Annotated in this window: 9 protein-coding genes and 4 tRNA genes; 6 read left to right on the forward strand and 7 right to left on the reverse strand. The window is 65.2% G+C overall.

Going from position 1 to position 13994, the window contains the following annotated elements:
• Positions 1 to 26 precede the first annotated feature (26 nt).
• A complete protein-coding gene (locus KUV74_RS14350; RefSeq protein ID WP_045994605.1) occupies positions 27 to 1520 on the forward strand; it encodes a tripartite tricarboxylate transporter permease in 1494 nt (497 codons plus the stop codon).
• 194 nt (positions 1521 to 1714) lie between these two features.
• Positions 1715 to 1957 (forward strand): type II toxin-antitoxin system Phd/YefM family antitoxin, encoded by a 243-nt coding sequence (locus KUV74_RS14355; protein WP_045994604.1) that lies wholly within the window; start codon positions 1715 to 1717, stop codon positions 1955 to 1957.
• Positions 1958 to 2158: 201 nt separating this feature from the next.
• Here KUV74_RS14355 and KUV74_RS14360 read toward each other — a convergent pair.
• The 5 genes from KUV74_RS14360 to KUV74_RS14380 all read right to left on the reverse strand — a co-directional run bounded on the left by KUV74_RS14360 (position 2159) and on the right by KUV74_RS14380 (position 4005).
• A tRNA-Asn gene (locus KUV74_RS14360) sits at positions 2159 to 2234 on the reverse strand.
• Between the two features lie 61 nt (positions 2235 to 2295).
• A tRNA-Asn gene (locus tag KUV74_RS14365) sits at positions 2296 to 2371 on the reverse strand.
• 46 nt (positions 2372 to 2417) lie between these two features.
• Positions 2418 to 2493 (reverse strand) — tRNA-Asn (locus KUV74_RS14370).
• Between the two features lie 326 nt (positions 2494 to 2819).
• Positions 2820 to 2896, reverse strand: a tRNA-Met gene (locus KUV74_RS14375).
• A gap of 227 nt (positions 2897 to 3123) precedes the next feature.
• A complete protein-coding gene (locus KUV74_RS14380; protein ID WP_261395476.1) occupies positions 3124 to 4005 on the reverse strand; it encodes a choline ABC transporter substrate-binding protein in 882 nt (293 codons plus the stop codon).
• A 322-nt stretch (positions 4006 to 4327) separates the two neighbouring features.
• Between KUV74_RS14380 and betI the strand changes: the two genes are divergently transcribed.
• The 4 genes from betI to KUV74_RS14400 all read left to right on the forward strand — a co-directional run bounded on the left by betI (position 4328) and on the right by KUV74_RS14400 (position 11119).
• The gene (gene betI, locus KUV74_RS14385) at positions 4328 to 4948 is read left to right on the forward strand and encodes a transcriptional regulator BetI (RefSeq protein WP_213229620.1); all 621 of its coding nucleotides are present in this window, start codon (positions 4328 to 4330) and stop codon (positions 4946 to 4948) included.
• 161 nt (positions 4949 to 5109) lie between these two features.
• Positions 5110 to 6579 (forward strand): betaine-aldehyde dehydrogenase, encoded by a 1470-nt coding sequence (gene betB, locus KUV74_RS14390; RefSeq protein WP_213229618.1) that lies wholly within the window; start codon positions 5110 to 5112, stop codon positions 6577 to 6579.
• A gap of 78 nt (positions 6580 to 6657) precedes the next feature.
• Positions 6658 to 8439 carry a choline dehydrogenase gene (gene betA / locus KUV74_RS14395; protein ID WP_222516673.1) on the forward strand — a complete coding sequence of 594 codons (1782 nt, stop codon included), beginning with the start codon at positions 6658 to 6660 and terminating at the stop codon, positions 8437 to 8439.
• 229 nt (positions 8440 to 8668) lie between these two features.
• The gene (locus KUV74_RS14400) at positions 8669 to 11119 is read left to right on the forward strand and encodes an acyl-CoA dehydrogenase (protein WP_222516674.1); all 2451 of its coding nucleotides are present in this window, start codon (positions 8669 to 8671) and stop codon (positions 11117 to 11119) included.
• 60 nt (positions 11120 to 11179) lie between these two features.
• Here KUV74_RS14400 and KUV74_RS14405 read toward each other — a convergent pair whose 3' ends face one another.
• Positions 11180 to 13234: an SLC13 family permease gene (locus KUV74_RS14405; RefSeq protein ID WP_222516675.1), complete on the reverse strand. Its 2055-nt coding sequence runs from the start codon at positions 13232 to 13234 to the stop codon at positions 11180 to 11182.
• A gap of 181 nt (positions 13235 to 13415) precedes the next feature.
• Positions 13416 to 13976, reverse strand: a complete 561-nt coding sequence (locus KUV74_RS14410; RefSeq protein WP_045994599.1) for a carboxymuconolactone decarboxylase family protein — start codon at positions 13974 to 13976, stop codon at positions 13416 to 13418.
• Positions 13977 to 13994: the final 18 nt, after the last annotated feature.

A 13994-nucleotide genomic window follows, 5' to 3' on the forward strand; every position in this document is an offset into this window, starting at 1 on the left:
CCACCAGTATTTCGCGGGAGCTGACGATGCTGGAGAGTTTTCTCAGTGGGCTAGGCGTGGTCTTCCAGCCCATGAACCTGTTGATCCTGACCTCGGCCGTGTTCATCGGCTTTATCGGTGGCGCACTGCCGGGCATCAGCGGCGTGATCCTGGTGGTCATCCTGCTGCCGGTCACCTACGGCATGGAGCCCACCCAGGCGTTCATGCTGCTGACCGCCATCTACGGCTCCACCGTCTTCTCGGGGCTGATCACCGCCATCCTCTATCGCGCCCCGGGCACCCCGGAGGCGGTGATGACGGCGTTCGACGGCTACCCCATGACCCAGCAGGGCGAGGCCGGCAAGGCGCTGGGCATCGGCGTGCTGAGCTCGGCGGTGGGCGGACTGGTCGGCACCATCGCGCTGATCATCTTCACCCCGATGCTGGCCTCGGTGGCGCTGAAGTTCTCTTCCCCCGAGTACTTTGCACTCGCCATCCTCGGCCTGACCGTGGTGGCCTCCCTCGGTGGCCGGCTGATCCTCGGCTTGATCGGTGCCACCCTGGGCCTGTTGATCGCTACTATCGGCATCGACCCGCTCACCGGCACCAGCCGCTATACCTTTGACAACCTCAACCTGGCCGAGGGGGTCGGGCTGATTCCGGTCATCGTCGGTCTGTTTGCGGTGTCCGAGGTGATGAAGCGCTCCCTGAGCCGTGACGCCGAACAGCCGCTGACCAAGGTCAAGATCAAGATCTTCGACGCCCCCATCCTGAAGAAGATCGGTGTGACCCTGTCGCGCTCATCGATACTTGGCGTCATCATCGGCATCCTGCCGGGCATCGGCGCCAGCACCGCCGCCATGGTCAGCTACAGCGAGACCGTGCGCTGGTCCAAGCACCCGGAGAAGTTCGGCAAGGGCGCACCGGAGGGCATCGCTGCACCGGAAGCCGCCAACAACGCCGCCGCCATGGGCGCCCTGGTGCCGCTGTTCGCGCTCGGCATTCCGGGAAGCGGTACCACCGCGATCATCCTCGGCGCCTTTATCATGCATGGCCTGCAGCCGGGGCCGATGTTCATGCTGACCTCGAGCGACCTGATCTACGCGGTGTTCGCTGGGCTGTTCGTGGTGAACTTCATGATCCTGGCGTTCTCCAAGCCGTTCATCAAACTGTTCACCCGGCTGCTTAACGTGCCCTACTCGGCGCTGGGCCCGATCATCCTGATGTGCTGCATCGTCGGTACCTACTCGGTGCGCAACTCGATGTTCGACGTCTGGCTGATGCTTGGCTTCGGGGTGCTCGGCTTCCTCTTGGAGAAGATCAAGTTCCCGCTGGTCTCGATCATCCTTGGCCTGGTGCTCGGCCCCATCGCCGAGAGCGAGCTGCGTCGCTCGCTGGCGATGTCCCAGGGTGACCTCGGTATCTTCTTCTCGCGCCCGATCAGCGCAAGCCTGATCGCCATCGCCGTGCTGCTTCTGGGCACCACCATCGTCATTGCCCTGCGCAAGCGGGCGAGGAACCGGGCCGCTGCGATGGGCTGAGGTGATAAAGCCACACATTGGCTAACCACCAGCATCCTCCCACGCAGAAACGACATCGCCCTCGCTGCCGATCAGGCAACGAGGGCGATTTTTTTTGCTGAATCATACGCGGGTGCCAACAACGCTACCTGAGTCGCGCGGCCTGACGGCCAGATGCCCATCTTGTCCTAAGCTTATCCAACAGGAGGTGGCCGATGACTACAGTAACCGTCGAGAATGCTCGCGCTGAGCTCGAAGCCTTGATCGACAAGGCATTGGAAAGCCACGAACCTATTTTCATCACCGGTAGAAGAGGTGACGCCGTCTTGCTGGCGGAAGATGACTGGCGTGCCATCCTGGAAAGCCTCCACCTGGCTTCCCTACCTGCCATGGGCGAATCGATCAGGGAAGGGCTGGAAACCGATCTCGGCCAGTGCGAGCGAGAACTAAAATGGTGACTTGGCAGACAGGCTAGAGAGAACGCTTCGCCCCGAGTGCAAACTTTCTGCGACACCGCTTTTTACGCGCAGGCATCGCTAGCCTCAGCAAGAATGCGGCAGAAAAACGCAAAGCATGAAGCAAATCCTGGGACGGAAATCCCGGACAATTTCAATAAAGAGAAGAGACGGCAGGAAAGGGAAAACACCAAAAATCAGCACTGGCTCCCCGAACAGGACTCGAACCTGTGACCCAATGATTAACAGTCATTTGCTCTACCAACTGAGCTATCGGGGAACAACAATGTGCAGTACTTCAAGCTTGGCGACAATTCATGCAAAACTGCTGCAAGGCAAGATGGCTCCCCGAACAGGACTCGAACCTGTGACCCAATGATTAACAGTCATTTGCTCTACCAACTGAGCTATCGGGGAATTACCTTGAATTGTCGGTGCGTGACGCGGGATCAACCGTTGCGGTTGGCTCCCCGAGCAGGACTCGAACCTGCGACCCAATGATTAACAGTCATTTGCTCTACCAACTGAGCTATCGGGGAATCGCCTCAAGCACGGGGCGTAGTATACGGATCGCTCCGAGATCGTCAAGCCCGGTTGCGCTTTTGTTGACCCAAGGACTGGCTTAACCCGCTGATCCGCCTCGTAACCTGGGTTCGGGCGGCTCTGGCTGCCGTCACGATGCACTGCACGTTCTGAAGCCCTATCCTGAAGCCCTGCCCTGAACGCTGGTCCCTCGCCCACCGGGCAGGTGCGGGCGGGTCACAAACCCTGAAAGGCCGTGCCAGACGATGGCCGACGGGAGGCAAAGTAACCGACGCATACGAAAGCACCCGCTGACCGAGGTCAGCGGGTGCTTTCTAAATCCTGGTGGCTACGCCCTGACTCGAACAGGGGACCCCATCATTATGAGTGATGTGCTCTAACCAACTGAGCTACGTAGCCTTTTGGGTCGTCATGCGGCAAAAGCGCCGTGTCGACGGGGGAGAATTATGCACACCGTTCATGAACTTGGCAAGCCCGCCCGCGAAATTTTCGACGACGGGCCTGCCCTGCTCTCCCCCGGCCTGGAACGCTCTGGGCTTGTTAGACAGTCAGCTCAGGCTTGTTCAGCGCCCCAGCGCTGGCTTATTCGACACCCAGCTCTGGCTTATTCCACACCCAGCTTTGCCTTATTCAACACCCAGCTCCGCCTTGACCACCTCGATGGCAGGCTCGCCATCGGCGGTCTCCACGCCTTCGAGCCAGGCGTCCAGCAGCTCCGGGTTGGCCTTGAGGTAGTCGCGGGCGGCCTCGTCCGGGGCGGTACCGTCATCCATGATGGTGCCCATCAGCTGGTTTTCCATCTCCAGGGTGAAGCTCAGGTTGTTGAGCAGCGCACCGACGTTGGGGCAGGCGTCGGTGTAGCCGGCACGGGTGTTGGTGTAAACGGTGGCGCCGCCCAGGTCGGGGCCGAAGTAGTCGTCGGCGCCTTCCAGGTAAGCCATATCGAAGTTGGTGTTCATGGGATGCGGCTCCCAGCCGAGGAACACCATCCAGGTCTCGTCGGGGACGCGGGCACGCAGCTCCGCCAGCATGCCGGCCTCGCTCGAGTCGATCAGCGACCAGTCGCCGAGCCCAAAGGCGTCATCATCGATCATCTGCTGGATCAGCTCGTTGCCGTCATTTCCGGCCTCGATGCCGTGGAGTTCGCTGTTGAACTTGTCGGCGTGCTCGTCGAGATCCGCCACCGAGGTGACACCGGCGTCGTAGACGTACTGCGGCACCGCCAGGGTGTACTTGGCCCCTTCCAGGTTGGCCCCCAGGCGGTCGACATCGCCCTGCTCGACGTAGGGGTCGCTGATGGACGCCATGGACGGCATCCAGTTGCCGAGAAAGACGTCGAAGTCGTCGTTCTTCATGCCCGAATAGGCGATCGGCACCGAGACGGTGTCGATACGCGTCTCGTAGCCCATGGCCTTCAGCACTTCGGTGGTCAGCGCGGTGGTGGCGGTGATGTCGGTCCAGCCGACTTCGGCGAAACGCACCGGCTGGCAGCTGTCATCGGCGGCCATCGCCTGGGGGGCGGCAAGGCCGGCGATGGCAGCCGCCAGCACGGACAGAGCGGGAATCGTCGGGGTCGTCATGATGCACTCCTTGTTGAGGTTATCGGTTGCAGTATGGTGGCCTGATCACGACTGTGCCGTTGAATCGACCAGATTTTGATTGAACGTCCAATCAATAAAAGGCATACTCTCTACATCCTAACCTCGGGGGTGCCTCGAGGAGCAAGTCATTAGATTCAACTCTTGAACACGATATCGCTCGAGACGCGCATCAACAGATTCACCTCTCGGGCACCTCAATGTTCGAGGGCGAACGGCACGGAGGTCTGTCATGCCCAAGGTAGGAATGGAGCCGATCCGCCGCCAGCAGCTGATCCAGGCGACCATGGCGGCGATCCACGAGGTGGGGCTTGCCGATGCCACCATCATGCGCATCGCCCGCCACGCCGGGGTCTCCGCCGGCATCATCAGCCACTACTTCGGTGGCAAGGATGGCCTCTTGGAGGCGACCATGCGCCAGATCCAGCATGACCTGGGCCAGGCCGTGGCGGCGCGGCGCAAGGCGCTGAGCGACACAAGCCCCCGTGCCCATCTGGAAGCGATCATCGACGGCAACTTCGACGCCTCCCAGACCAACGCCCGCGCTGCCGGCACCTGGCTCGCCTTCTGGGCCAACTCGATGCACAAGGCCGACCTGCAACGGCTGCAGAAGATCAACGACCGGCGGCTGTACGCCAACCTTTGCTACCAGTTTCGCCGGCTGATGCCCCGACACGAGGCCCAGCGCGCCGCCAATGGCCTGGCTGCAATGATCGACGGTCTGTGGCTGCGCGGCACCCTGTCGCCGGAAGGCCTGGACGCGGTCCAGGCCCGCCAGCTGGCGCGGGAGTACCTGAATCGACTGCTCGACAGCCACGCGCCCGCTGCGGCTCACGAACCGGAACCGGCCTGAGTCTCTTCCGACCAAGGCCCCGAGCCTCGAGCCGGATCTCAGGCAGACCGAGTGGGCAGGCTCAACACCTGCGCCACTCACGCGCACATTCTTGCTCTTCACTTATCGCCCCGACATCGCTGTCAGCTTGCTGACACATGCCCTTTCGACAGGAGGATGCCATGGCAACTCTCGAACTCCAGAAGCTCTACATCGACGGCCGTCTGACCGACGCCACCTCCAACGAGACCTTCAGCGTCACCAACCCCTACGATGGCAGCCACCTGGCCGACGTGCAGGTGGCAAGCCAGGCCGACGTGGACGCCGCTGTCGCCGCGGCCCAGCGCGGCCAGAAGGTGTGGGGCGCGATGTCCGGCATGGAGCGCGGACGCATCCTCAACCGCGCCGTGGCGCTGCTGCGCGAGCGTAACGACGAGATCGCCGAGCTCGAGACCCGCAACACCGGCAAGCCGTTCAGCGAGACGTCCACCGTCGATATCGTCACCGGCGCCGACGTGCTCGAATACTACGCCGGCCTCGCCGCCGCCATCGAAGGCAGCCAGATTCCGCTGCGTGAAGACAGCTTCGTCTACACCCGCCGCGAGCCGCTGGGCGTCATCGGTTCCATCGGCGCCTGGAACTACCCGATCCAGATCGCCTGCTGGAAGTCCGCCCCGGCGCTGGCCGCCGGCAACGCCGTGGTGTTCAAGCCCAGCGAGGTCACCCCGCTGACCACCATGATCCTGGCCGAGGTGTTCACCGAAGCCGGCCTGCCCGATGGCGTGTTCAACGTCGTCCACGGCGAGGCCGAGGTGGGCCAAGCGATCACCGGCCACCCGGACATCGCCAAGGTGTCCTTCACCGGCGAGGTGGGCACCGGCAAGAAGGTGATGTCGGCCTCCGCCGCCTCCAGCCTAAAGGACGTCACCATGGAGCTTGGCGGCAAGTCGCCGCTAATCGTCTGCCGTGACGCCGACCTGGTCCGTGCCGCCGACGCGGCGATGATGGCCAACTTCTACTCCAGCGGCCAGATCTGCACCAACGGCACCCGGGTGTTCGTCGACAACGCCGTCAAGGCCGACTTCGAGGCACTGCTCGAGGAGCGGGTGGCGCGCATCAAGGCCGGCGACCCGATGGATCCCTCGGTCAACTTCGGCCCGCTGGTCAGCTTCGAACACCAACAGAAAGTGCTGTCCTACATCGAGCTGGGCAAGCAGCAAGGCGCCCGGGTACTGGCCGGCGGCGACGCCTGGGACCAGGGCGACTGGGCCAAGGGCGCCTGGGCGGCACCCACGGTGTTCACCGACTGCACCGATGACATGCGCATCGTGCGTGAAGAGATCTTCGGCCCGGTGATGTCGGTGCTCGGCTTCGACTCCGACGAGGAGGTGCTCGAGCGCGCCAACGCCACCACCTATGGCCTGGCCGCCGGCGTCTTCACCGAGAGCCTCAACCGTGCGCATCGCCTGATCCATCGCCTGGAAGCCGGCATCTGCTGGATCAACACCTGGGGCGAGTCCCCGGCCGAAATGCCGGTGGGTGGCTACAAGCAGTCCGGCGTCGGCCGCGAGAACGGCATCGAGACCCTGGCCCACTACACCCAGACCAAGTCGGTCCAGGTCGAAATGGGCCCCTTCGAGTCGGTCTTCTAAGGCCGGCCCGTCGCGACAGCACTCGAACACCGCGTCACGCCTGACCCGGTCACCCCATTGCCTTCAGGGAGGCGTCACATGTCACAGCTCCGTGAATTCGACTACGTCATCATCGGCGCCGGCTCCGCCGGCAACGTCCTCGCCACTCGTCTGACCGAGGACCCGGACGTCCAGGTCCTGCTGCTGGAAGCCGGCGGCAAGGACCACCGCTTCGACTTCCGCACCCAGATGCCGGCAGCGCTGGCCTACCCGTTGCAGGGCAAGCGCTACAACTGGGCCTTCGAGACGGACCCCGAGCCGCACATGGACAATCGCCGCATGGAGTGCGGTCGCGGCAAGGGCCTTGGCGGCTCTTCGCTGATCAACGGCATGTGCTACATCCGTGGCAACGCCCTGGACTATGACGGCTGGGCCAAGCGCGACGGGCTCGAGGATTGGCACTACGCCAACTGCCTGCCCTACTTCAGGAAGGCCGAGACCCGCGATATCGGCCCCAATGACTACCATGGCGGCGACGGCCCTGTGTGCGTGGCCACCCCGAAGCCCGGCAACAACCCGCTCTACCACGCCTTTATCGAGGCGGGTCAGCAGGCGGGCTACCCGGCCACCGAGGACGTCAACGGCTACCAGCAGGAAGGCTTCGGCCCCATGGACCGCTTCGTCACGCCCCAGGGACGCCGCGCCTCCACCGCGCGTGGCTATCTGGACGAGGCCAAGAAGCGCCCCAACCTGACCATCGAGACCCGAGCCACCACCGACGTCATCCTGTTCGAGGGCAAGCGTGCGGTGGGCGCGCGCTATCAGCGCAAGGGCCAGGTCCAGGAGGTGCGCACCCGTCGCGAGGTGCTGCTGTGCGCCGGCGCCATCGCCTCGCCACAGATCCTGCAGCGCTCGGGCATCGGCCCGGCGGACCTGCTGGCGGAGCTCGGCATCGAGGCGGTCCACGTCAACGACAACGTCGGTGCCCATCTGCAGGACCACCTGGAGATGTACATCCAGTACGAGTGCAAGAAGCCGATCTCGCTGTACCCGGCGCTGAAGTGGTACAACCAGCCGGCGATCGGCGCCGAGTGGCTGTTCAAGGGCAGCGGCGTGGGCGCCAGCAATCAGTTCGAGGCCGCCGGTTTCATCCGCACCAGCGAAGAGGAAGCCTGGCCGAACCTGCAGTATCACTTCCTGCCGATCGCCATCAGCTACAACGGCAAGAGCGCGGTGCAGGCCCACGGCTTCCAGGCCCACGTCGGCTCGATGCGCTCCCAGAGCGAAGGACGTGTACGGCTGACCTCGGTCGATCCCAAGGCCGCGCCCTCGATCCTGTTCAACTACATGTCCACCGAAAAGGACTGGGAAGAGTTCCGCGACGCCATTCGCCTGACCCGCGAGATCATCGCCCAGCCGGCCATGGACGAGTTCCGCGGCCGCGAGATCTCGCCGGGGCCGGACGTGGAGAGCGACGATGAGCTCGACGCCTTCGTGCGCCGCCACGCCGAGACCGCCTATCATCCCTGTGGCACCTGCCGCATGGGCGACGGTGACGACTGCGTGGTCGACGGCGCCGGACGCGTGCACGGGGTAGAAAGCCTGCGGGTGGTCGACGCCTCGCTGTTCCCGGTGATTCCCACCGGCAACCTCAACGCGCCGACGATCATGCTGGCCGAGCGCATGGCCGACAAGATCCGTGGCCGCGAGCCGCTGCCGCCGAGCCAGGCGCCCTACTACGTGGCCAATGGCACCCCGGCCCAGACGCCGCCGCAGCGCCGGCTCGAGGAGGCCCATCCGACCCAGAGCGAGCGGCGCCTCTCTGCACGTGCTGGTGCTGGTGCTGGTGCAAGTTCTGATAGCACAGCGCAGCCTGGCTGACGCCGGAAAAGCTGCCGCTGGCGGCGACACGATTTAGACGACATCGACCTGGCCCCGTGACTTTCACGGGGCCTTTTTTGTGCAGCTAAGAGACCTCTAGTTCGACCATGGTGCAAGAGGCAAGGTTTTCGATGGCCGGTTGTCAGGCGATGGGCTAATCTGCAAGAATTCAAACAGGCGTTTTATTACAACCACACTTCCTCTCATCGCTCTCCAAGGAGAACCGCCCATGCTCAGCCTGCTCCTGCTCATCTTTGCGGTCGTTGGCCTGATCGCCATCGCCCGCCGCGAGGCCGGGGCCGCGCCTGCCGCCGCCCTGCCGGCCATTCTCGGGGTCGCGGGCCTGGTCCTCGACGCCGAATTCGTCGGCGTACTGCTGCTGATCACCGCCGCCGCCATCGCCGTCTGCGGCCTGCCGGCGCTGCGCCATGGCTGGCTGTCGCCACGTCTGTTCGCCATGTTCAAGAAGGTCGCCCCCCGCGTATCGGATACCGAGCGTACTGCGCTTGAGGCCGGCAGCGTGGCCTGGGACGGTGAGCTGTTCTCCGGCCGTCCTGACTGGCAGCGCCTGCTCGACTTCAAGGATGACGGCCTCAGCGGCGAGGAACGCGCCTTCATCGACCATCAGTGCACCGTGGCCGCCGGCATGTGCAACGCCTGGGACATCGCCCGCGAGCGCGCCGACCTGCCGCCGGAGCTGTGGGACTACCTGAAGAAGGAACGCTTCTTCGGCATGATCATTCCCAAGGAGTACGGTGGTCTCGGCTTCTCAGCCAAGGCCCAGTCGGCGGTGCTGCAGAAGCTCGCGGTCAACGAGACCCTGATGTCCACCGTGGGTGTCCCCAACTCGCTGGGTCCGGGTGAGCTGCTGCTCAAGTACGGCACCCAGGAGCAGAAGGACCACTATCTGCCCCGCCTGGCCGACGGCCGCGAGATCCCCTGCTTCGGCCTGACCGGCCCCCGCGCCGGCTCCGACGCTACTTCGCTGCCGGACGTCGGCATCGTGTGCAAGCAGGAAATCGACGGCAAGGAAGTGCTGGGCCTGCGCCTGACCTTCAACAAGCGCTGGATCACCCTGGCGCCCATCGCCACCGTGGTTGGCCTGGCCTTCCGCATGTTCGACCCGGACCACCTGCTGGGCGACACCGAGGACCTCGGCATCACCTGCGCGCTGGTACCGCGTGACACCGACGGCATGGAGATCGGCCGCCGCCACCACCCCATCGGCAGCCCCTTCATGAACGGTCCGATTCGTGGCAAGGACGTGTTCGTGCCGCTGGACACCATCATCGGTGGCCCCGAGATGGCCGGCGAAGGCTGGCGCATGCTGATCGAGTGTCTGTCGGTCGGCCGCTGCATCACCCTGCCCTCCGGCGCTACCGGTACTGGCCGCTACGCCATCGGCTGGGCCGGCGGCTTCGCCCGCATCCGTCGCCAGTTCAATGTGCCGGTGGCCGAGATGGAGGGCATTCAGGAGCCGCTGGCACGTCTTACCGCCAAGGCCTACATCGCTCAGGCGGCGGTCTATCAGACCGCCAACACCATCGACCACGGCCAGGCGCCGGCGGTGCCATCGACCATCCTCAAGAGCCAGCTGACCGAGTTCCAGCGTGACATCCTGGCCGACGCCATGGACATCCACGGCGGCAAGGCGGTGACTCTGGGCCCGCGCAACTACCTGGGCATCGGCTACAGCGCCAACCCGGTGGCGATCACCGTGGAAGGCGCCAATATCATGACCCGCAACCTGATGGTGTTCGGTCAGGGCGCGATCCGCTGCCATCCCTACGTGCTGGAGGAACTGGCGGCCAAGGATGCCGATGACGCCAAGGCCTTCGACCGGGCGTTCTTCCGCCATGCCGGGCTGATCTTCGGCAACGCCGCCCGCGCCCTCACCATGGGCCTGGGCATCGGCAAGCCGTCGTGCCCCTTCGACGAGGTCGCCCGCCCCTACGCCCAGGACGTGGCCCGTCTGTCTGCCGGCTTCAGCCTGTGCGCCGACGCCGCCATGGCGAGCCTGGGCGCCGAGCTCAAGCAGCGCGAGATGCTCTCGGCGCGCCTGGGTGACGTGCTCTCCAACCTCTATCTGGTGAGCATGGTGATCAAGCAGTGGCACGAGGGTGACAAGGTCGAGGGCGAGGCGGAACTGATGCACTACGCCTGCCGCTTCCTGCTCAACCGCGCCGAGACCGCCTTCGTCGAGGTCTTCGACAACCTGCCCAACCGGGCGCTGGGCAAGACCCTGAAGGTGCTGGTGATGCCGCTGGGCCGCCGCTGGGCACGCCCCCACGACGACCTGGCCCGGTCCATCGCCCGTGCGGTGTCCACCGACAGCGCCCTGCGCAAGAAGCTCTTGGTCGGCGCCTGGGACAGCAACGACCAGGTCCAGGACAACCCGGTGGCGCGCTACAACGCCCTGCTGGAAACCCAGGACCGCGCCGAGGTGCTCTATCGCCAGATCAACAAGGCGTACTCCAAGGGCAAGCTGCCGGTGCAGGCGCTGCACCCGGAAGAACGCCTGGAAGCCGCGCTCGAGGAGGGTCTGATCAGCGAGGAGGATGCCGACTTCATGCGCAAGCGCGAGGCCGAGGTGCTCGACATGCTGAGCGTGGACGACTTCGCCTTTGACGCCTTCGTCACCGACAAGGAAAAGATGAACCACCACAACGTCACCGCGTAGCGCCGACGTTTCGCGCACCACCACGACGCCCGGGCCCAGCCCGGGCGTTTTCATTGGCCGTTATTGCAGCGGCCAGACCAGCATGATCAGCGGGATGGCGACCACCATCACCACCAGGGTCAGCGGCAGGCCAAGGCGCCAGTAGTCGCTGAAGTGATAGCCCGCGGGGCCCATCACCAGGGTGTTGGACTGGTGGCCGATGGGCGTCAGAAAGGCGCAGGAAGCGCTGATCGCCACCACCATCAGGAAGGGGTCAAGCGACAGCTCGAAACCGCTGGCGAGACTCGCCGCGATGGGCGCCATCAACAGCGCCGCCGCCGCATTGTTGATGACGTTGGACAGCAAGGTGCTGACCATGAAGAGCCCCGCCAGCACCAGGATGGGCGGCCACTGGCTGCCAAGCCCGAGCATGGCATCGGCGATCAGACCTGCCCCGCCGCTGGACTCCAGCGACTGCCCCACCGGAATCATCGCCCCCAGCAACACCACCACTGGGCCGTCGATGGCGCGGTAGCCTTCACGCAGCGGCAGCACCCCCACCAGCAGGGTGACCAGCGCGGCCAGCGACAAGGCCACCGCCGCCGGCAGCAGATCGAACAGCATGGCCGTGATGGCGACGGCAAATATGCCCACCGACAGCGCAAGCTGGCGCGGCTGACCGAGGGTCAGGCGCCGGTCTGCCAGCGGCAGGCAGCCAAGCACCGTCAGGCTCTCCCCCAGCCCTTCGGGATCGCCCTGCAGCAGCAGCACGTCGCCGGGCCGAAAACGAATATCGCGCAGACGCTGCTTGAGGCGCCCACCGTCACGGGCCACCGCCACCAGGTGCAGGCCGTACTGATGGTGCAGGCGCAGCTCGGCGGCGGTGCGGCCACTGATGGCGGCGTCGTTGCGCACCACCGCCTCGATCAGGTGCAGGTCTTCGGGGGCCTTGTCGTCCTGGCGCTCGTCGCCGTCCTCGGTGCCCCGCGCCGCCTCACGGGTCTCGTCCAGGGTGATGCGGCGCTCTCGCGCCTGCTCGTCCTCGTCGACCAGTTGGCGGGTACGCTGGGCCAGCGAAGCGGACCCGGCGTTGCCGTCTGCGTTCAACGGCTGGGCCGATGTCGATGCGGCTGCTGCGTTGCCCGAGGACCGCACCTGGTCATCGCTGTCGGCCTTCTCGGTGTTGGTTGGCTCGGTGTCGGTCGGCTCGGCCTCGCTCTGCTCGGCATCAGGATCCTGCGCCTCCTCGGGTGCCAGACCGACCCGCAGTCCGGCACGATCCTCCAGCGCCTTCAGCTCCTCGGGGCCGGCCTCCAGCAGCAGGATGTCGCCCTCCTTGAGCACCCCATAGAAAGAGTGGCCGGCGTAGCGATGACCGCCCCGCACCAGCGCCAGCACGGGCACGTTGTCGTCGAGCTTGCGCCTGAGCTTGTGCAGCGACCAGCCCAGGGCCTGGGCATCGGCGTCGACCCGTACCTCCACCAGATAGTGGGCGGTATCGAACATGGCGTCGCGGCTGGCCTGGCCGGTGCGCCTTGGCACCAGGCGCCAGCCCAGCAGCACGATAAAGGCAACCCCGGCGACTGCCACGGCGCCGCCTACCGGGAAGAAGTCGAACATGCTGAAGCGCTCGCCGGCGACGCTGGCGCGGTAGCTCGAGATGATGATGTTGGGCGGGGTGCCGATCAGGGTGGTGAGGCCACCCAGCAGCGAGCCGAAGGCCAGCGGCATCAGCAGGATCGACGGCGAGGTATCGTGTTCGCGCGACATCCGCAGGGCCACCGGCAGCAGCAACGCCAGCGCCCCCACGTTGTTCATGAAGCCCGACAGCACGGTGACAAGGCCGGTCAGCGCCAATAGCTGGTACAGGAGCCTGTCGCCGACCTTGAGCACCTGGGCGGCGATCACGTCCACCACCCCGGCCCGCTCGAAGCCACGGGACAGCACCAGCACCGCCACCACGGTGATCACCGCCGGATGGCCAAAACCGGAAAAGGCCTGGTCGGCGGGCACCAGCCCCAGCACCACCGAGGCCAGCAAGGAGGCCAGCGCCACCAGATCGAAACGAAACCGCCCCCAGACGAACGCCGCCAGCGTCAGCCCGAGCACGATAAATACCAGAAGACTGTCGTCCATGCCGGCCCCTCCCTGGGCGGCGCCCTGACGGGCGATTGCAGAGTGCTGGAGGTCGCGAAAGCGTCACCGAGAAAGCGCCAGGGTACCGCTGATTCAGCGTAGCCTAAAACACCTCGTCAGCGCGCCTCGGAGGGTTCGACGAAGGGCAGGCTTCGTCAAAGGGCAGGGGTTCGGCAAAGGGTTAGGGTTCGTCAAAGGGCAGCGGTTCATCGCCTCGGCGAACCTCGAACACGTTCAGCGTCATCGCCACAAGGGCGTAGTAGCCAAGCACCCCGACCAGTTCCACCACGGCCTCCTCGCCGAAGGCCTCCACTGCCCTGTCGTAGGTGGCCTGATCGACGCGCCGATGCTGATACAGCACGCTGGCCAGGCGATGGACGATGACTTCGTCGCTGCGCTCGAAGGTCGGTTGACGGCCTTCTCGCAAGGCCTCGACCACCGACTCGGACAGGCCGGCCTTGAGGGCGATGGGGGCGTGGATCTGCCACTCCGCCTGGGACTTCCACCAGGCCGCGGTGGTCAGGATGGCAAGCTCGGTGAGGCGCAGCGGAAGCGAGGTATGGTAGCGACAGAAGGCGCCCAGGCGCTGGGCATGGTCGGCAAGCTGTGGGCTGTGCACCCAGGCCAGGAAGGGACCATCGAGGTTGCCGCGGGGGCCGCTGAGGATATCGTCGAGCACCCGGCGCTGCTCCGCGCTCATGGTGGCGTCGTCAAGCTCGGGCAAGCGGGAACGAAGGGTCATGCTGTCATCCTGTACGTG

Origin of the sequence: Halomonas sp. DP1Y21-3 (assembly GCF_019801245.1) — a bacterium.
Taxonomy (GTDB): Bacteria; Pseudomonadota; Gammaproteobacteria; order Pseudomonadales; family Halomonadaceae; genus Halomonas; species Halomonas litopenaei.

Coding starts and splice junctions, on each gene's coding strand:
- KUV74_RS14350 (WP_045994605.1), top strand. CDS start 27: ATGCTGGAGAGTTTTCTCAGTGGGCTAGGCGTGGTCTTCCAGCCCATG.
- KUV74_RS14410 (WP_045994599.1), bottom strand. CDS start 13,976: ATGACCCTTCGTTCCCGCTTGCCCGAGCTTGACGACGCCACCATGAGC.
- betA (WP_222516673.1), top strand. CDS start 6,658: ATGTCACAGCTCCGTGAATTCGACTACGTCATCATCGGCGCCGGCTCC.
- betB (WP_213229618.1), top strand. CDS start 5,110: ATGGCAACTCTCGAACTCCAGAAGCTCTACATCGACGGCCGTCTGACC.
- KUV74_RS14380 (WP_261395476.1), bottom strand. CDS start 4,005: ATGGCCGCCGATGACAGCTGCCAGCCGGTGCGTTTCGCCGAAGTCGGC.
- KUV74_RS14400 (WP_222516674.1), top strand. CDS start 8,669: ATGCTCAGCCTGCTCCTGCTCATCTTTGCGGTCGTTGGCCTGATCGCC.
- KUV74_RS14405 (WP_222516675.1), bottom strand. CDS start 13,234: ATGGACGACAGTCTTCTGGTATTTATCGTGCTCGGGCTGACGCTGGCG.
- KUV74_RS14355 (WP_045994604.1), top strand. CDS start 1,715: ATGACTACAGTAACCGTCGAGAATGCTCGCGCTGAGCTCGAAGCCTTG.
- betI (WP_213229620.1), top strand. CDS start 4,328: ATGCCCAAGGTAGGAATGGAGCCGATCCGCCGCCAGCAGCTGATCCAG.